Genomic DNA, 18,380 nt, shown 5'->3' with positions numbered 1-18,380 from the left:
GCGCCGCGCGAACCCGTGACCTCAGGCTTTCAGTTGCTCTGGCGTGGTAACCGGCTCGGCCGGATCAACGCGCACTTCGAGCAGCGCAGCGCGCGGCGAAGCAAGCGTTGCGGCAAGCGCGGTACGCAACGTTGCCGCGTCGTTGCATCGGAAACCGTCAGCGCCGCACGCCATCGCAACCTGCGCGAAATCGATCGCGCCGAGTTCACAGCCATACGGTGGATTGCCGAGTTCCTTCTGCTCGAACACCACTTCAGCCAGCATATCGTTGCGCATCACGACCACTTTCACCGGCAACTGGTTCTTGACCGCCGTCGACAGCTCCGCCATCAGCATCGCGAAACCGCCGTCCCCGACGATTGCGACAACCTGGCGGCCCGGGTTGGCTAGCTGCGCCGCGATCGCGAACGGCAGGCCCGGTCCCATCGTCGCCAGCATTCCAGTTGCAACCAGTTGCTGCTGGCGGCGCAGCGTCAGAAAGCGCGCCGCGAAATGGGTGTTCGCACCGCAATCGAGACACACGATCGCATCCGGCGCCAGCGCGTCGCTGATCGCGCGGATCGCGCTTTGCGGCCGCAGCGGGCTGCGCTCGTCCGCGGCGACCCGGTCTAGCAGTGCGTTCCATTGCGCGACGCGTGTCTGGATGTCGCGCAGAAATACATCGTCCTTCTGCCGCAGCAACGGCAGCAGCGCGCGCAGCGTTTCCTTCGTATCGCCGACGAGCCCGACTTCAACCGGAAAGCGTAAGCCGATCCGTTCCGGCCGCACATCGATCTGGACGCCGCGCGCCGCGCCCGGCTTTGGATAGGAATCGACCCAGGGCATCGTCGAGCCGACGATCAGAACGGTATCGCAACGATGCATCGCGTCCTCTGACGGCACGGTGCCGAGGTGACCGATGCCGCCCGTCGAAAATGGCGAATCGTCGGGCAATACCGTGCGGCCGAGCAACGCCTTGGCAACCGGCGCATTGAGCCGCGCGGCCACGCGCTCCAGTTCGTCGCGCGCGCCGAGCGCCCCTTGCCCCGCGAGGATCGCGACGCGGTTGCCCGCGTTGATCAGCGCGGCGGCGGCCTGCAAGTCCGCGTTCGATGGCGTCGATGCGGGACGGCTCCACGCGGTCGAGGTCCGCAAGCCGTGGTTTTCCATCGATGCCTTGTCGTTCGCGAGCCGTTGCGCCTGCACGTCCTTCGACACGGCCAGATGCGCGACGCCGCGCTGCCCCAGCGCGTTGCGGCACGCAAGGTCCGTCACCACGAGCGCATGCCGCGGGCCGGTGACGGCGAGGTTGTAGAGCGCCACGTCCTGCATCAGCGCGGGCGTGTTCACGCTTTGCTGAAAACGGGTGCCGTGCAGGTCGTGGAAGGTCAGCCCGGTGATCGCGAGCACCGGCGCGCCGTCGAAATGCGCGTCGTACAGGCCGTTGGTCAGATGGACCGCGCCGGGACCGGTGGTTGCCAGACACACGCCGAGGCGCCCGGTGGCTTTGGCCCAGCCGCTCGCCATGAACGCGGCGGCTTCTTCATGACGCACGCCGATGAAGCGGATCTTGTCCTGGCGTTTGCGCAGGGCTTCGATCAGCGGATTGATGCCGTCGCCCACCATCCCGAACACATGATCGACGTCCCATGCGAGCAGCGTATCGACGATCACGTCGGCGGTCGTCGCATCTTGCGCAACGTCGAACGGCGGCTGCGTGTCGCGGTTCACGGGTTGGCCATGCGCGGCGGGCGCGCCGGTCTGCGCGGATACGAGCTGCGCGGAGAAGAGTCCCGCGCCGCCGGCCGCGGCCGCTTTGAGCAACGAGCGGCGGCGATCCGAGCGCGGCGCGTCGGGGCCGGGGTCCGAAGCCTGGGCGTCCGGCGCTGGAGCGGCGTTGGTGCGGTTACCTGCTGGTGGGATCGAGGACATGGCGTGCTCCTTTGCGCCGCGGCGTCCCGGTGCGACGAGCCGCGCGGCACAAGCCACGCGGCGCACCATGGAAACGGGTCGGCCGTGTCGACGAGCAAATGCCGCACCTGCAAGCAGCGCGTCAACAAGGAGGCGGCAACCTCCGGAAAGCAGCTACCGCGACGTGCTCGTCGATCGCAGCGCGCCAAGCTGGGCGCGGCGCGATATCGACAAATGCTTCAAAGCGGCGAGCTGACCCGGCGCGACGTTCCTCATCACAACGGCGCGGGCATGCAGGCTTTTCATCAACCGGTCAGAAGTTGAATTTGTCGATATTGCTCGCGTCGAACGTGGTCGGCGGTCCGAGAATGATTTCGCCTTGCGCGCCGATCGTGCGCTTGCCGAGCTTGCCGGCGCTGAACGTTTCGCCTTCTTTACCGGTGATCTGCCCCGACGCCAGCGCGGCCGCCGCATAGGCGGCCAGATAGCCGAGCTGGTTCGGATCCCACAACTGGAACGCCTGCACGGTGCCGTTCTTCACGAACGCGCGCATCTGGTTCGGCGTGCCGAGCCCCGTCACCGCGACCTTGCCCTTGCTCGACGACGACGAGATGTAGCGCGCGGCGGCCGCGATCCCGACCGTGGTGGGCGCCACGATCGCCTTCAGATTCGGATACGCCTGCAACAAACCTTGCGTTTCAACGAACGACTTCTGGTCATCGTCGTTGCCATAGGCGATCTTCACGAGCTTGATCTTCGAGTACTCGGGCTTCTTCAGTTCCTCCTGCATCCACTTGATCCAGGTGTTCTGGTTGGTCGCATTCGGCGTCGCCGACAGGATCGCGAACTCGCCCTCCCCGCCCATCAGCTTCGACACCAGCTGCACCTGACCACGGCCGATGCCTTCGGCGTTCGCCTGATTGACGAACAGTTGGCGGCCATCCGGCGCGGTATCCGAGTCGAACGTCACGACCTTGATGCCCTGGCCCATCGCCTTCTTCAGATACGGCACGACGGCATTCGCGTCGTTCGCCGCAATCACGATCGCGTCCTGGTGCTGGGTAATCAGCGTGTTGATGTACGACACCTGCGACGATGCGCCGGCATCCGACGGTCCGACCGCCTTGCCCACGCCACCGAACTCCTTGATCGCGGCCAGTCCGCCATCGTCGGCGATCACTTCGTACGGGTTGTTGATCTGCTTCGGCACGAACGCGATCTTCAGCCCGCTCTTGAGGTCCGCGGCGAACGCGCCGCCGCAGCTGATCGCAAGCAACGCGGCGCATAGCGCGGCGGTCCCGGTGTGACGTAGAGGTTTGAACATGGAGTGTCTCCTGCGTTGTTGTTGGACAGAGAGTGGCCGGGTTATCGGTCGTTGAAAGGGTCAGACAGTAGAAGTTATGAAGACGACGAAGCCGCGGTGGACTTCGCGATGAAGCGCCGGTCACGCGCCGCGCGCCAGCGTGCGACGAGGTTCGGTATCAGCACCGACGCGAGCAGCAGCACGCCGGTCACGATGGTCAGCGTTTCGCTCGATACGTCGTCGAGCGTCAACGCGTTTTTCAGCACGCCGATAATCAGCAGCGACAGCAGCACGCCGATCATCGAACCGCGCCCGCCGAAAATACTCACCCCGCCGAACAGCACCGCCGCGATCACCGACAGCTCGAAGCCCTCGCCGTTATCGCCGCGCGCGCTGGTGAAGCGCAGCGTATAAACGATGCCCGCGAGCGCGCTGACGAGGCCTGACATCACGAACAGGCGCAGCCGGATCTTCGCGACCTCGATACCGGAGAACGCGGCCGCGGTCGGATTGGCGCCGATCGCGTAGAGGCTGCGGCCGAACGCGGTGGCTTGCAGCAGCACCGTGAACAGCACCGCGGCGACGATCACGATCACGAACGGCAACGGAATAAAGCTCGCGCCGAGCGTATTCATGCCGAACGCCGTATAGCCAGCCGGAAAATCCGCGACCGCCTGGTCGCCGAGCAACACATACGCGAGGCCGCGAAACAGCGCGAGCGTACCGATCGTCACGGCAAGCGAAGGCAGGTTGAGCTTCACGATCACGAGCCCGTTCAGCAAGCCGGCCACTGCCCCGGCGATCAGCACCAGCACGATCACGACCGGCATCGGCAGGCCCATGTGCCACAGCACGCCCATCAACGCGCTCGATGCGCCGAGCACCGACGCCACCGACAGATCGATCTCGGCGGCCACGATGATCAGTGTCATCGGCAACGCCATCAGCGCGATCTCGGTCAGATCGGCGAGTACGTTGGTCAGGTTCGCGCCGGTCAGAAACACCGGCGACAGCCAGCGCCCCAACCCGAGCGACGCGATCAGCACGAGCACGAGCAACGCTTCCCATTGCAGCGGCGTTTCTCTTTTGCGCGTGAGCAACGCGGAATCGGGTTTAGCCATGATCGCGTTTCCTCATCATGCGTTTGGCGACGGAGCGGGCAAGCAACGTGTCGGCGGCGATCGCGGCGACGATCAGCGCGCCCTGGATCGCCTGCTCCCAGAACGGCGATACGTGCAGCACGACCAGCGCGATGCTGATCACACCGAGCACGAGCGCGCCGAGCGTCGCGCCGAGAATCGTGCCGACGCCACCGGTGATCGCGACGCTGCCGACCACGGCCGCCGCGACCACCTGCAGTTCGATGCCCTTCGCGGTGCTCGCGTCGACGGTGCCGAAGCGCGCGAGCCACAATGCGCCCGCGAAACCGGCAATTGCACCGGACAGCAAAAAGCCCGACATCACGCGCCGCTCGACGTTCACGCCGGCCAGCCGCGCGGCCTCCGGGTTCGAGCCGATCGCATAGTGTTCGCGGCCGGCGCGAAACTGCTTCAGATACACCGACAGCCCCGCCAGTACGACGAGCGCAATCAGCGCGAGCGTCGGAATACCGAGCAGCGTGCCGGTGGCGAGCCGCGAATACGCGTCGGGCAGACTGGTCGCGTTGATCTGGCCGCCATGCACCCATGCGTAATCGGCGCCGCGAAAGATATACAGCGTGGCGAGCGTCGCGACCAGCGAAGGCACGCGCCCCACCGCCACCAGCAGCGCATTGATTCCGCCCGCGACGAGTCCGATCGCAAGCCCCGCCGCCAGCGCGACCAGCACCGGCAGATGCGGAAACGCGACGTACAGACTGCCGACCGCATACGCGCTGATGCCGACTGTCGAGCCGACCGACAGATCGATATGCCGCATCAGGATTACGACCGTCATGCCGGCCGTCAGCAAGCTGACGATCGATACGTTCAGCAGCACATCGCGCAGATTCTGCAGATTCAGGAACTGCGGTCTTGCGAGACCCGTGCCGACGATCAACAGGATCAAGACGACGAACAACGTGATTTCGCGGCTCTTCGCGATGCTCCAGATAAAGCCACCCGAGGTGCCGCCGGAGCGCTTCGCGAGCGACTCTCGCACCGCGGCGGGATGGGTCGGCGGGTGGGTCGAAGAATCGCGCATCATGCTGCCCGTCCCAATGATGGCAGCGGCTGACCGAGCGCGGCGCCCATGATGCGCTCCTCGTTCGCGTCGGCACGCGCGATCTCCGCGCTGATGCGGCCTTCATGCATCACGAGCACGCGGTCGGCCATCCCGAGCACCTCGGGCAACTCGCTGGAGATCATCAGCACCGCCATACCGTCGCGCACGAGTTCGGCGAGCGCGCTGTAGACCTCCGCTTTCGCGCCGACGTCGATTCCGCGTGTCGGCTCGTCGATGATCAGCACTTTCGGGCCGGTCGCGAGCCACTTGCCGAGCACCACTTTCTGCTGGTTGCCACCCGACAGCGTGCCGACCGGCGCGTTCGGGTCGCCCGCTTTCAGACGCAAGCGCGTGCCCCATTGATTCGCAAGCTGCGTTTCGCTGCGCGTCGAAATCAGGCCGTGCCTGACCAGCCGGCCGAGCACCGTCATCGATGCATTGCGCGCGATGCTCAGCTCGAGCGCCAGCCCCTGCTGACGGCGATCTTCCGGCACCAGCGCGAGCCCCGCGCGCACCGCCGCGGCGGGCTTGCCGGTCGCGAGACGCTGGCCGGCCAGCCACACTTGCCCGGCATCGAGCGGATCGATACCGAAGATAGCCCGCGCGACCTCGCTGCGCCCCGCGCCAACGAGGCCCGCGAGCGCGACGATCTCGCCCGCGCGCACCTCGAACGACACGTCCTTGAACACGCCGACGCGGGTGAGGCCCCGTACCGACAGGCGCACCTCGCCCGGTACGCAGTCGGCCTTCGGATAGAACGTCTGCAGATCGCGGCCGACCATCTTTGCGACGATCGCGTCGGTGGTGAGATCGGCGGTCAATGCGTCGAATACTTTGGCGCCGTCGCGCATGATCGTCACGCGTTGCGTGAGCGCGAACACTTCGTCGAGCCGGTGGGTGATAAAGAGGATCGCGACGTCGCGCTCGCGCAGCTTGCGCACGATCGCGAACAGCCGCTCGACTTCAGGCAGCGATAGCGCGGCGGTCGGCTCATCCATGATCAGTACACTCGCATTCAGCGACAGCGCCTTCGCGATCTCGATCACCTGTTGATCGGCAATCGAGAGGCCGCGCACCAGTTGATCCGCGCTTAACTCAACGCCGAGCGACGCGAGCAGCCCGTCCACTTCGCGATGCATCGCGTCGTACTGGATGCGGCCGAAACGATCGACCGGCTGCCTGCCCATAAAAATGTTTTCCGCGATCGACAGGTCGAAGAACAGTGTCGGTTCCTGATAGATCACCGCGAGTCCGGCATCGCGCGCCTCGGCCGGCGTCGCGAAGCGGCGCGGCGTGCCGTCGACGAACAGCTCGCCGGTATCGGGTTGATGCACACCAGCGAGAATTTTGACGACGGTCGATTTGCCCGCGCCGTTCTCGCCGAGCAGCGCATGCACTTCGCCCGGCCACAGCACGAGGTCGCCGTCGGACAGCGCGCGCACGCGGCCGAATGATTTGCTCGCGTGCCGTAACTGGAGCCGCGGCGTCGCGGTTGAGGATTGCTGCACTGCGTGTCTCCTGTCGATCCCGAGTTGGCGCTTTGTCGCCTACTGGTCCCATGCAAAGCGCCTGCTGCTGTTGCATGCAAGGTTCTTGCTGTGTCTGTTATCACTGCCTGCGCTTTCGCGGCTGCCTCAAATGCGGTAACAACGTTCCGCGTTACGGCGAAACAACGCTTCCTTCTCAGCATCACTGGCATCGTCGACGATCGCCGCATACGCGCGCCACAGATCCGTATATGAACCGAACAACCGGTCGACCGGGAAGTTCGATGCGAACATCGCGCGCTCGACGCCAAACGTATCGATCGTCTCCAGTACATAGGGCCGCAAGCTTTCGACGCTCCAGCGATGATCGAACATCGCCAAACCGCTGATCTTCACCGCAACGTTCGGACAGGCCGCAAGCAGACGCATCCCCTCGCGCCACGCGCGATAACCGGCCACGCTATTGCGGTCCACGAACATGCCCGCATGGTTGACGATGAAAAGCGTGTCCGCATGCACGCGCGCGAGCGCGGCGGCCTCTTCCATCTGCGACGGATACAGTTGCAGGTCGAACGAAAGGTCATGCCGGCGCAGCAACGCAAAATTTTCGCGCCAGGCGGATTCACGCATGAAATGACGGCCGACATAATCGAACAGCTTGTTCTCGTGCACATTGAGGATCTGCCGGATCCCGCGCGTATTCGCAAACGACGCGTGCGCTTCCAGTAACCCGGGTGCGTTCGGCGCGGACAGGTCGACCGCGGCAACGATCGCATTCGGCATCCCACGCGAGCCGGCGCGATCCGCGATCGCTTGCAGCCAGCGGGTTTCCTCGACCGGGTCGGCGGGGTCGTGGTTCGCTTCGACATGCACGAGCTTTTGCACGTCGATCTCGCCTGTGTCGCGCAGCAGATCGTCGAGCAGGTAGTCATGCTTCAGATCGCGCGCATCGCCGACGAACGACACGCCCGGGTTTTCCAGCCACGGGTAGCGATGCGTTTTCAGATCCCACAGATGGATATGCGAATCGACAACCTGCATGCGGCACCTTCGTCGGTGAAAAGCGTTCAAGGTCTATTCGTCGTTGCGGCGTTTCAAAGGGTCGCTGTCGAGCAGCTTTTGCAAGCCGGCAGTCAGCCGTCAACTGAACTCAAATGAAAGACCGGTTCGAGCGCTTGCTGAAGCGGCGTATGGTCCGGTGCGGTGCGCATGATATCGGCCATGTAATCCCACCATTTGCGCATTACATCGAGCTGCGGCAGCCGCTCCATCGTGTGATCGCTGCTGCGCGCGAGCACCGCGAAAAGATGGTTCGTGTCGGGATCGAAGAAAATTCGGTAGTCGCGCACACCGGCGTTGTGCAACGCGTCGACGAGCTCGGGCCAGATCTGCGCATGGCGCCGTTCGTACTCGTCGCGCATACCGGGGTTGAGCGCCATCCGGAAAGCAATTGTCTCCATTACGGCCTGTCTCCAGCTGATTAGTCTGATATTCGTCGCCTTCTCGGAGAAGCGTCCGGGATGACTATAATTCGTGCATCGATAGCCACTCAATCCGTTGTTGGGATTGGGCGATCCACAAACCGAATCGCACGAGAACCATGAGCCAACATTCAGCCGCCGTCGCACTCGTGAACCGGCTCAAGTTCAAGCACCTCGCGTTGCTCGTCGCCCTCGACGACACCCGCAATCTCCACCACGCCGCCGAGGCCGTCAACGTCGCGCAGCCGAGCGCGAGCCGAATGCTCGGCGATATCGAGGAAGCGTTTGGCTTCCTGCTGTTCGAGCGCAATGCTCGCGGGATGACGCCGACGCCGCTTGGCGTCGTGACGCTCGCCTACGCGCGGCGTGCGCTCGCCGAGTTGACGCGCTTTGCCGACGACCTCGAAGTCAAACGACGCGGCGGCCATGGTCAGTTGACCGTCGGCGCGATCATGGGCGCCGCGCCCGATCTGCTGGCGATGTCCGTCGCCGCGCTGAAGACCGAAAGCCCGCTGCTGAACGTGCGCATCCTCGGCGAGACCAGCGATCAGGTCGTGCAATTGCTGCATCGCCGCGAGGTGGATCTGGCGCTCGGGCGACTGACCAGTCCTCTGCAGCACAACGATTTCAGTTTCGAACCGCTCGCGCGCGAAACGCTGCTGCTCGTGGTTCGCTCGGTGCATCCGCTGGCGCTGCACACGCGCGTCACGCTGCGGGAACTGATCGACTGGCCATGGGTTGCGCAACCCGTGACAAGTCCGGCGCGCGTGCTGTTCGAAGAAGAACTCGCCCGCGCGGGGCTCGCCACGCCGGTCAATCTCACCGAATGTGCGTCGATCTTCGCGACGCTGCAACTGCTCGAGAATTACGACGCGATTGCGATGCTGCCGGAGTCGGTGGTGCGCGATCATGTGCGTGGTCGGCTGCTCGTCGCGTTGCCGCTGGAAATCGGCAAGAGCCTCGCCGGCTTCGGCATTCTGACGCGCAAGGAAGAACCGCTCGCCGACCCGGCGCTGCGTTTCATCGAACTGTTGCGCGGCTTCTCGCGCACGCTCACGCGCGACGCTCTCATCGATGCGCGTGCGCCGAATACGCCTGCCTCGCCAGCGACGGTCAGTTGACGGCGTCATCGCGCGGCGCCTATTGCAGGTTCACGAACAGCCCGCCGTCCACCAGCAGCGCGGCGCCGGTCACATACCGGGCGCGGTCGGACGCGAGAAATACCACGCAATCGGCCACGTCATCCGGCCGGCCCAGGCGGCCGAGTGGGATACGCTTTTCGAAGTAGGCTTTCTTGGTTTCGTCGGCGAGATCGTCGGCATTGAGATCTGTCGCGATCGTGCCCGGCATCACCGAATTGCAGCGGATTCCGAACGGCCCCAACGCGATTGCGCATGACTGCATCAGCGAGTGCACGCCAGCCTTCGTCGGCGTGTAATGCGTCTGCATCGCGCCGCCAACCAGCGCACTGATCGAACTCGTCGCGACGATCGCACCACCGGTGCCCTGTTCCTTCATTTGCCGCGCGGCGGCCTGCGTCACGTAGAACGCGCCGTTCAGATTCACCGCGACCGTCGCTTCCAGCACGTCCGGCGGCACGTCGAGAAACGCGTGAAACGGACAGATGCCCGCGTTGCTCGCCAGCACGTCGAGCTTGCCGAAAGCATCCACCGTGCGGCGCACCAGCTCCTGACCGGTGTCGCGCGCGGCGACATTGCCCTCCACCGCGATCACGCGCCGCCCCAACGCCTCGATTTCGCCGACCACTTCCGCGACAGCCGAGCGGCGTCCGTACGATGCGTCGTTATCGCCCCAGTAGTTGATCGCCACGTCCGCGCCTTCGCGCGCACAAGCCACCGCGATCGCGCGGCCGATGCCGCGCGAGCCGCCGGTGACGATCACGACCTTGTCCTTGAGCAGCACGTCATTCTCCTGTGCGGGGATTCGCGGTGCGGCGCGGATCGAATGCGCCGAATGTGTTCAATGCGGTCAATGCTGATACGGCCGCGCCAGCGTGCATTCCGGATTGAGCCGCACACCGAAGCCCGGCGTATCCGGTACTTTCATCCGGCCGTTCACCGGGACCGGTTCGTCCAGCAGCAACGGATTGAACATTGGCACGACCTGATCGGCATTCGGCGCCATCATCAGAAACTCGGAGAACGGCGAGTTGTGACGCGTGACGACGAAGTGATAGCTGTATACCGACGATCCATGCGGCACCACCATCACATTGTGCGCATCGGCGAGCGCGGAAATCTTGATCAATTCGGTGATGCCGCCGCACCAGCCGACGTCGGGTTGAATCAGATCGCAGCACTGCATCTCGAGCAGCATTCTGAAACCCCAGCGCGTCGCCTCGTGTTCGCCAGTGGACACCATCATGCCGCGTGGCACGTTGCGGCGCAGTTCGGCGTAACCCCAGTAATCGTCAGGCGGCAAACACTCTTCGAGCCATTTGAGGCCGTACTCGTGCGCGCCTTGCGCGAGCCGCGTCGCGTAGCGCACGTCGAGGCTCATCCAGCAGTCGTACATCAGCCAGAAGTCGTCGCCGACGCGGCTGCGCATCTCGGCGAGCCTGTCGAGGTTCTGCCGCAGACCGGCGTCGCCCTCGGCGGGACCATGTTGCAACGGCAGCTTGCCGCCGATGAAGCCCATTTTCTTCGCGAGATCGGGCCGGGCGCCGGTCGCATAGAACTCCAGCTCGTCGCGTACCGGTCCGCCCAATAGCTGGTACACGGGTTCCTTGCGCACTTTCGCGAGCAGATCCCATAGCGCGAGGTCGACACCGGAAATCGTATTGAGCACGACGCCCTTACGCCCGTAATAAATCGTCGCGAAGTACATCTGATCCCACATCTTCTCGATGTCGGTCACGAGTTGCCCTTCGAGAAAGCGCGCGAGATGCTTCTCGACGATAAACGCACCGATCTCGCCGCCGGTCGTCACTGCGAAGCCGACGGTGCCGTCGCTCGCCTCGATTTCGACGACCAGCGTGCCGAGTACGTTGATACCGAACGACTGACGGCTCTGGCGATACTCGGGATAACGCGCCATCGGCGTCGCGATGTGATCGTCGATCCAGTGCCCGCCGGCCTGGTCGTGATAATCCGCGCCGCCGCCGCGGACGATGAAGGCACGCACGTGCCGGATGGTAGGCATGGCCATGAAAGGGGCTCCGTGAGGGATGCGTCGAGGCAGTTCGACGAGGTGCGATCGCCGCGCGTGCGGCACGCTTGTAACCACGCTCAATAAGTGGCGCGGCCGCCGGACAGGTCGAACACCGAGGCGGTGCTGAACGCGCAGTCTTCCGACGACAGCCACAGAATCAGCGACGCCGCTTCTTCCGGCAGCAGGAAACGATTCATCGGAATCTTTGCCAGCATGTAGTCGATATGCTGCTGCGACATCGAATCGAAGATCTCGGTTTTGGCCGCCGCCGGCGTGACCGCGTTGACGAGAATGTTCTTCGTCGCGAGTTCCTTGCCGAGCGATTTGGTCAGGCCGATCAAGCCGGCTTTCGACGCGCTGTAGTGCGACGCATTCGGATTGCCTTCCTTGCCCGCGACCGACGAGATATTGACGATGCGGCCATAGCCCTGCTTCAGCATCTGCGGCACGATCGCGCGGCAGGTCAGATAAGGGCCGATCAGGTTCACGTCGATCACGCGGCGCCACACGTCGGGCTCGAGTTCCCACGTCGTGCCATTGCCGCCGGTAATGCCCGCGCAGTTGATCAGCACGTCGATCGAGCCGTGCGCGGCGACGGTTTGCGCGGTTGCATCCGCAACGGCGGCTTCGTCGGTCAGCTCGACCGTGATCGCGCTGACCTTGCCGAGTTCGCTCAGCTCGCGCTCGCTGCGCGCGAGGCGTTCGCTATCGAGATCCCACAGCGCCACCGACGCGCCCGAGCGCAAGGCCCGCTGCGCGACCGCGTAGCCGATGCCGCGCGCGCCGCCGGTGATAACGACCGCGCGCCCCTCCAGATCGATCTGATTCATTGCCGTGCTCCTGTGGGCGGCCGCTGCGGCACGCCGTCGAGTTGTTGTATCGCTGCTGTCCGTGCTGGCTGTGCGGTCAATATACGGGCGCGGCGATGCGCCAACAATTCGACTATTGGAGGGGGCGATAGCAAAAGTGGATCGGGCGGTCGAGCCGCGCCGCGTCAATCGTCGGCCGCGACGAACAGCATTGAAATATAGAGAATGGTCGACACGACGATGATGCCGACACCGATCATCACCTTGGTGCGGTCGAAGTACAGTCCGCCCTTTATCACGACGCCGATCCCAGCCACCGCGGACAACGTGCCGAACGCGGCCAGACCGACGTGGATCTTGCTTCGAATGAGTTTCCTGCGCGCCGATCGGGCAGTGGCTTCCGATTCGTTGGGTTGCATTTGCTGCTCCTTCGCGCGCGACGCGCTCAGCGCGCTGGAAACTGTACAGACGATCTGCCAGCGCACGCGGTCAAGAGACTTCGGCTCGCCCGTCGGTCGAGCAAACGCCGCGCGACCGGATGGCACCGGGTTCCACGATACGCTTCACTTGAGCTCGGCCCCACCCCGCTCGACGGATGCCGCCGCGGCGGCAACAAACACGGCGCGCACCGAATCGCCTACCTTGAGCTTTTCCAACGGGATGTCCGGCGACACGTCGAGCGTTTCCGTGCGCGACACACCGCGCAGCGTGATCGTGCGATTTTTCCGGTCGATCTTGCGCACCGTCGCCACCACCTCGACGCGCCGCGCCGACGCAACGACGCCGTTGGCCGCCGGCTGCGTGACCTGAGTGTCGATGCGTTGGCGGATGCCATTCGGCGCCACCTTATCGACGCCGACCAGCATCGCCTTCTTGTATGCGATCGTCACGACATCGCCGATATGCAGCTTGCTCACGTCCGCGGCCTGCGGATTCACGTCGAAGCTTTCCTCGCCGCCCTGGGGACCGCGCAGCGTCACGCTGTTGGTCGCCGGATCGATCGCGACGACGCGCGCCTGCACGTGCAGTAAAGCCACCGCGCCGACCGCCTGCGGTACCGAGGCGGGCGCCGCACTCTGCTGCGCGAGCGCAGGACCCGCCGGCGCGAGCAGAACCGCCAGCGCAGTGGTGACGGCCATCACTCCCGCGCGGCCCCAATCCGATGTATCGCAAGCCATCACATGCTCCCTTTGATTGCGCTTTGGACGGGCAATGAGTACATGGGCGTGCGCGCACCGACGCCGGAAAACCCGCTGGCGAAAACAGTAATGCGAAAAATGGCAAGCGCCGCCATTAACGAAGCAACGGACACTTAATTGTTTTTATCGAACCGCCGCGCTTTTTGACCAGGAAGTGGATACCTGCCCGACCTATTGGATAGCCAATAAAACAAATCGTGGAAAGCGCATGCTGTTCCGTTCGCAGCGATGGCTGAACGGACTTGCCAGGTTTCTGGCTTATGGGAGTAATGACGCGCAACGCCCACGCCGCTCTGAGCGCCTACGCCCGCGCGTCAGCGGACTGGTGGATGACTAGCCATAACATTTTCCTCGCAACGATACGGATTTCCGCACGGCCCGCTTGATGCAGGCCCCGATTGACGACGTTATGACTATTTCGGACTGTGTGACGGATGCTAGCAAACGCGTAAAGGAATGGCAAGGCAGCCCACAATGAAGTGTAATTCGCGAATTATTGAACGCGTGCCGCAGATCATTGAGACGGCTTCGCCACTCGCTTCCTATCGAAAACCGACGAAGCAAAAGCCGCCGCTATGCGTCAGTGGGTCTTGTCGGGCTTTGGCGTTTTGTCCACTGACGCCTCCACATCGACGCTCGCTTCCTCGTTGCCCGAGCTCGAGGCTTTGGTCGCGAGTTGCAAATAGGCGGCTGCGAGCCGGCGCAGATCGTCTTCGGACGCGTCCTCGATACCGATCAACTGATTGTTCGCGTGACGATGCGAAGCGAGCAGTTCATTGAGCTTCAGGTGCATAGCGACACTATCCTTGTTCTGACTTTGCTGGATCAAAAAAACCATCAGGAACGTGATGATCGTCGTTCCCGTATTGATGACCAGTTGCCAGCCGTCGGAGAAATGAAAGAGCGGCCCCGTGACCGCCCAAACGACTATCGTAATCGCCGCTATGCCGAATGCGACCGGCGAACCGGCCAACCGCGTAACGGTGCTCGCGAAGGCATCGAATGCCCGTGAGACGGGATGCTTGACCGCATAGGCTGGACTCGAGGTGTCCGGCACGGTATCCAGGCTGTCAGAAGATGATCCGGGGGCTGCGTCGTTGCGCATGGCTGCCTCCATTGGGCTTTGCTTTGCACGGCTGCCAGCATATTGCGTGCCGACGTGCGCGGGCGGGCGCGACGGGCGGCGAGCAACAGTGAGTAAAAACCCGTAAATGGTCGACACGATAGTGAGCAATGCAACGCCGCGCACGGCCGATACAAAAAACTCTAGTTAACCGCTGCAATACTTCGACTACCGCTTATTCCCCGGCGCGATGACGTAAAGCAGATGAAGGAAGCCCACGGAGGCCACTCCGGTTCAGCGCGCGCGGACGCAGGTATAGCGATTGCTGATGCACGCGTCGCCATCTGAACAACTCAGACATTATTCAAGGACACCAACTATGGTCACCACCCGCCCCTGCACTGCCGCCTGTGTGATCGACGGCCGCCTCGTCACGCTCACCTTCTACCCGGACAACGGCGTATTGCGTATCGCCGATTCGTCGGGCACTTGCATCAAGGAAACGCGCTGGCATGCATCGTGGCGCGCATTGCTCGACGAATTTCGCGGTTTTCACGAAGAAACAGCGGCGACGAGCGACACCGCGCGAGGCGTCGACGACATCGTCGCGCGCCTCGTCGAACGCCCCGCCGCGGCGACGTGGGATATGGCGCTTGTATGAGAGCCGGGAGGGACGCAGCAGGTTCTGGCGTGTCGCTTTTGGCATGCCAGTTCTTGCGGTGCCCTTTTTCACAGCCGGCGCCCTGCGCCCGCGAGCCGGTCATGCGTGCTCATCGAACAGTCATCGCGCGCTCATTGACCAAAATAAACGCTGCAATGCGAGCCCCCCGCACACGACTGCGCCCGCTTGCCGCCGGCCTCCGACTGCCCGGCGGCCATGCCGCCATACGACGCCTCGCTCACGCCTTGGCGCGGTTGCCAGCCATGCCCGAGAGACATGTCGGTGGTAGCCTGCGCCGATTCGTTGGCGTTCTGCTGCATTTCGGCGCGGCCCGGCATGCCGGCGTCCGTCTGACCGACCCGCTCCGTGGCGCTAGCCGTTCGCGGCGCAAGAAATAGAACGGCGCTCGCTACAATCATCAATAAACGTGCTTTCATTTCCGAACTCCTGCAGTCCGGCGCAGCAGTTTTCGTCCTCCAGAAGAATTGATCCACGAACAGCTAATCTGCCCCAAGCGGGGCGAAGGACGGGTCGATGCCAAGGCGCCACTGCCGCGACGGATCATCGAACTAAAAAGGATGAAGAATTGCGTCGCCTGCAGCCGGTCACCGAGGCGCTGTCGCGCGTCGTCGAAACGGCGTTGCAAGCCGGCGCTCTGCGTTGCGCAGTTTTTGGTAGTTCTTTTATAGTTCGCGAAGCTGGGAATTCAATCCGGGGGTTCCGCGGGTGTGGCCAAATGTCCACACCGTTCGATAAACCGCATTCGCCGACGAAATCAGTGTAGACAAAGCGCGCTTCGTGCGCGCATTGCGTTATGATGTGGCTATAAAGCAGAAAATCGGCGGCCGCGCCTCGGCGAAGTCCGATGAAAGACGGAAGGCGTGGGAGTAACTCCAGCTATTCGCAATCAATGCATTGACACAAGGACATTTCCGCGCGGACATCAGGCTGACCGGCTTGGTTGACCGTGCCGCGACATGCTGAAATATTTGCTGATTGAGACATGCAGTCGACGGTCGATTTTTCACGCGGCCGCCTTTGGTGCAGGCCCCTTTGGCATTGAGCGTATTGCAATTCTGGCAGCAACGTTTTTAACGCGGCTCATGGCGTTTCCTTCAATCGACACCCCCTCGCGGGCCGGCCCCATTCTGTTTGGGCTCGACGCTCCGCAGCCACTCCTTGCAACTTGTAATTGACAGAACGTCGGACGTTTTAGAAGGACGAATATCTTATGGACGAAAGGAAGCGAGATAGCATGATTGCCTATCTCCGCCATCGTATGGACGAGTTTGGTATCAAACCAGAAGACCTTGCCGCCGCGCTCGCGTCCGAGTCGACGGCGAAAAAGGCTGAGCGCTACCGCAGTGCGACCGGCGACAGTTGGGACGGCAAAGGCGAAATGCCTCAATGGCTGAAGCAGGCCATCAGCGCGGGGCAGACAATCGAGCACTTCGAGTTGTCGGAAAAGCCCGCGCCCGCCCCCCAACCGAAAAAGCGCATCGATTGGTCAAACGACCCGTTTGCCGGAACGCCGCTCGCTCGCCAGACTAGCCGTTAAGCTCAAGCCCGCTTGCGGGCGATACGACGCTGACGCCAAAATGAGTCGCGCTGCCGCGCACGGGCTTTGCGCCGCTTGCGCCGTTCGCCGCATATTGCGGCAACTCGATAAACGCACTGACCTGCCGCACGATCTGCCAGAAAGTCTTGTCGAATAGACGCGCCTGCTCGTCGTCGCGCGCGTTACCCGCGAGCGGATCGGCAATCATCCAATCGAGAAACAACGGTCCGCCGGGAAATACCGGCGCGTGGCGTCCGCCCACCGACTGATCGAGCGCGATGACGACGTCCATGCGCGGCGCCCATTCTCCGGTGAATTCGAGCCAGCTTTTCGGGCTCAGCATCGCGCGATCCGAAATGCCGGGCTGCAACTGCGCGGCGGCGAGCGGATGAATCCGTGCAGAGGGTTCCGGCCCTGCGCTGAACGCGTCGAACCGGTGTCCCGCCAGTTCGCGCAGCAACGCTTCAGCCATGATGCTGCGGATCGCATTGTCCCGGCAAAGAAACAGCACCTTATATTTTCTGGTCACGCTTTCCCCGTTCCTTCTTTTTATTGGTTTCTGAACCGCATCTTGACGGTCCAGTCTCGCGCCCCCATCACACAGTGCGTCACCACTTTTTGCGCCACGGCGTTCGCAACAGGAAGTTCGGTTCCCGGGCACAGAGCATAACGCACGACAAAAACGATGCGCAGCCTGCCAGTGGAAAAGACGCCTTACATTCTCCTGTCACTATTCGCGACGGCATAGCGCGGGGCGCTGTCCACGTACGCGCGTACGGCGTACGTGAGCACGCCGCTGAGCAACGGGTCCGTCAGAACTTCAGACCGTTCAAAAACTGAAACCAGAGATTACCTAGCGTACTCGCCGGATGTCCATCGCTCGCGGTTTCATCACGTTCAGCGCGGTTCCCTGGTCTGGACTGCGGCGCGTCGTGATTGGCGGCTTGCTGCGCGTCGGCGGAAGCGGAGCCCGTTTTCGCGGCCGCATCTGCTGAACCGGCAGGACTGGCGCCGAAGCCGGTCGTCGCATTTGCGTTCGCGGCCGGCTCGGCCTTCGCGCCGTTCGTGCTCTTCCCGCCGCTTTTCCGCGCGTTCCTCGTCGCCGCATTCGCGTCCTGTGCGTTTCGCGCGACTTCGGCTTCCTCGCGACGCGCCGCTTGCAACGCCGCGACGCTATCCGCAATCTGCGCCGCGCGGCGCGGTTCGCATTGGCGCCCTAGCAGCACGCCGAACAACACGTCGCGATTGTGGCCTTCGTCGGCGAAGCGGATCGCGATCGACACCATCTCCGCGTACGCTGCCTCGTCGGCCGCGCGCGCGGCCGCTTCGCGCTTCGCCTGGGTCCGCTGCCGGCGCGCGTGCTGCGCTTCCCACTCGCGCATCTGCTCCGCGTACACGTTGTCGTAAACCTTGCGCTGTGCGGCGTCGGACAGGATTGCGTACGCGTCCTTGATGTCCTGAAACCTTGCGCGCGCGATGTCTTCAGCGCCGTGATTGCGGTCCGGGTGCCATTTCATCGCGGCTTTCCGATAGGCCCGCTTGATTTCTTCGTCGGT

19 protein-coding genes are annotated in these 18,380 nt (G+C 63.4%); 3 read left to right on the top strand and 16 right to left on the bottom strand.

Going from position 1 to position 18,380, the window contains the following annotated elements:
* Nucleotides 1–21 precede the first annotated feature (21 nt).
* From VGH68_RS00920 to rhaM, 7 genes are all read right to left on the bottom strand, one after another.
* Nucleotides 22–1,911 (bottom strand): thiamine pyrophosphate-binding protein, encoded by a 1,890-nt coding sequence (locus VGH68_RS00920; protein WP_331601627.1) that lies wholly within the window; start codon nt 1,909–1,911, stop codon nt 22–24.
* 292 nt (nt 1,912–2,203) lie between these two features.
* Nucleotides 2,204–3,214 carry a rhamnose ABC transporter substrate-binding protein gene (gene rhaS / locus VGH68_RS00915; RefSeq protein WP_331601626.1) on the bottom strand — a complete coding sequence of 337 codons (1,011 nt, stop codon included), beginning with the start codon at nt 3,212–3,214 and terminating at the stop codon, nt 2,204–2,206.
* Nucleotides 3,215–3,288: 74 nt separating this feature from the next.
* Nucleotides 3,289–4,314 (bottom strand): ABC transporter permease, encoded by a 1,026-nt coding sequence (locus VGH68_RS00910; protein WP_331601625.1) that lies wholly within the window; start codon nt 4,312–4,314, stop codon nt 3,289–3,291.
* The gene (locus VGH68_RS00905) at nt 4,307–5,377 is read right to left on the bottom strand and encodes an ABC transporter permease (protein WP_331601624.1); all 1,071 of its coding nucleotides are present in this window, start codon (nt 5,375–5,377) and stop codon (nt 4,307–4,309) included. The genes VGH68_RS00910 and VGH68_RS00905 overlap by 8 nt, the downstream gene beginning before the upstream one ends.
* A complete protein-coding gene (locus tag VGH68_RS00900) occupies nt 5,374–6,903 on the bottom strand; it encodes a sugar ABC transporter ATP-binding protein (protein ID WP_331601623.1) in 1,530 nt (509 codons plus the stop codon). The genes VGH68_RS00905 and VGH68_RS00900 overlap by 4 nt, the downstream gene beginning before the upstream one ends.
* Before the next feature lie 126 nt (nt 6,904–7,029).
* Nucleotides 7,030–7,923, bottom strand: a complete 894-nt coding sequence (locus tag VGH68_RS00895; RefSeq protein WP_331601622.1) for an amidohydrolase family protein — start codon at nt 7,921–7,923, stop codon at nt 7,030–7,032.
* Between the two features lie 92 nt (nt 7,924–8,015).
* Nucleotides 8,016–8,342, bottom strand: a complete 327-nt coding sequence (gene rhaM, locus VGH68_RS00890) for an L-rhamnose mutarotase (RefSeq protein ID WP_331601621.1) — start codon at nt 8,340–8,342, stop codon at nt 8,016–8,018.
* Nucleotides 8,343–8,482: 140 nt separating this feature from the next.
* On the opposite strand from rhaM, the gene VGH68_RS00885 reads away from it, so the two are divergent.
* Nucleotides 8,483–9,484 (top strand): LysR family transcriptional regulator, encoded by a 1,002-nt coding sequence (locus VGH68_RS00885; protein WP_331601620.1) that lies wholly within the window; start codon nt 8,483–8,485, stop codon nt 9,482–9,484.
* A gap of 19 nt (nt 9,485–9,503) precedes the next feature.
* Here the strand turns inward: VGH68_RS00885 and VGH68_RS00880 are convergent, their stop codons facing one another.
* The 6 genes from VGH68_RS00880 to VGH68_RS00855 form a co-directional block, all read right to left on the bottom strand.
* Complete coding sequence (locus tag VGH68_RS00880; protein WP_331601619.1) at nt 9,504–10,286, bottom strand: SDR family NAD(P)-dependent oxidoreductase; 783 nt, start codon at nt 10,284–10,286, stop codon at nt 9,504–9,506.
* Between the two features lie 66 nt (nt 10,287–10,352).
* Complete coding sequence (rhmD, locus tag VGH68_RS00875; protein WP_331601618.1) at nt 10,353–11,531, bottom strand: L-rhamnonate dehydratase; 1,179 nt, start codon at nt 11,529–11,531, stop codon at nt 10,353–10,355.
* An 80-nt stretch (nt 11,532–11,611) separates the two neighbouring features.
* Nucleotides 11,612–12,364, bottom strand: coding sequence for an SDR family NAD(P)-dependent oxidoreductase (locus VGH68_RS00870; RefSeq protein WP_331601617.1), 753 nt, complete (start codon nt 12,362–12,364; stop codon nt 11,612–11,614).
* 164 nt (nt 12,365–12,528) lie between these two features.
* On the bottom strand, nt 12,529–12,762 hold the full coding sequence (locus VGH68_RS00865; protein ID WP_331601616.1) for a DUF2964 family protein: 234 nt from the start codon (nt 12,760–12,762) through the stop codon (nt 12,529–12,531).
* A gap of 144 nt (nt 12,763–12,906) precedes the next feature.
* Nucleotides 12,907–13,521: a hypothetical protein gene (locus VGH68_RS00860; protein ID WP_331601615.1), complete on the bottom strand. Its 615-nt coding sequence runs from the start codon at nt 13,519–13,521 to the stop codon at nt 12,907–12,909.
* A gap of 601 nt (nt 13,522–14,122) precedes the next feature.
* Nucleotides 14,123–14,647, bottom strand: a complete 525-nt coding sequence (locus tag VGH68_RS00855; protein ID WP_331601614.1) for a low affinity iron permease family protein — start codon at nt 14,645–14,647, stop codon at nt 14,123–14,125.
* Nucleotides 14,648–14,984: 337 nt separating this feature from the next.
* Between VGH68_RS00855 and VGH68_RS00850 the strand changes: the two genes are divergently transcribed.
* Nucleotides 14,985–15,266, top strand: a complete 282-nt coding sequence (locus tag VGH68_RS00850; protein WP_331601613.1) for a hypothetical protein — start codon at nt 14,985–14,987, stop codon at nt 15,264–15,266.
* Nucleotides 15,267–15,397: 131 nt separating this feature from the next.
* Here VGH68_RS00850 and VGH68_RS00845 read toward each other — a convergent pair whose 3' ends face one another.
* A complete protein-coding gene (locus VGH68_RS00845) occupies nt 15,398–15,703 on the bottom strand; it encodes a hypothetical protein (protein ID WP_331601612.1) in 306 nt (101 codons plus the stop codon).
* Between the two features lie 794 nt (nt 15,704–16,497).
* Between VGH68_RS00845 and VGH68_RS00840 the strand changes: the two genes are divergently transcribed.
* A complete protein-coding gene (locus tag VGH68_RS00840) occupies nt 16,498–16,824 on the top strand; it encodes an H-NS family nucleoid-associated regulatory protein (protein ID WP_331601611.1) in 327 nt (108 codons plus the stop codon).
* Here the strand turns inward: VGH68_RS00840 and VGH68_RS00835 are convergent.
* Together VGH68_RS00835 and VGH68_RS00830 are read right to left on the bottom strand one after the other, a co-directional pair.
* Nucleotides 16,814–17,353 carry a low molecular weight phosphatase family protein gene (locus tag VGH68_RS00835; RefSeq protein ID WP_331601610.1) on the bottom strand — a complete coding sequence of 180 codons (540 nt, stop codon included), beginning with the start codon at nt 17,351–17,353 and terminating at the stop codon, nt 16,814–16,816. The genes VGH68_RS00840 and VGH68_RS00835 overlap by 11 nt on opposite strands.
* Nucleotides 17,354–17,636: 283 nt before the next feature.
* Nucleotides 17,637–18,380: J domain-containing protein (locus tag VGH68_RS00830; protein WP_331601609.1), on the bottom strand; the 744-nt coding region annotated here is incomplete at its 5' end.

Origin of the sequence: Paraburkholderia sp. (assembly GCF_036488505.1) — a bacterium.
Classification (GTDB): domain Bacteria; phylum Pseudomonadota; class Gammaproteobacteria; order Burkholderiales; family Burkholderiaceae; genus Paraburkholderia.
The sequence above is the reverse complement of the archived record's forward strand: the minus strand, read 5'-3'. Positions and strand labels throughout refer to the sequence as shown.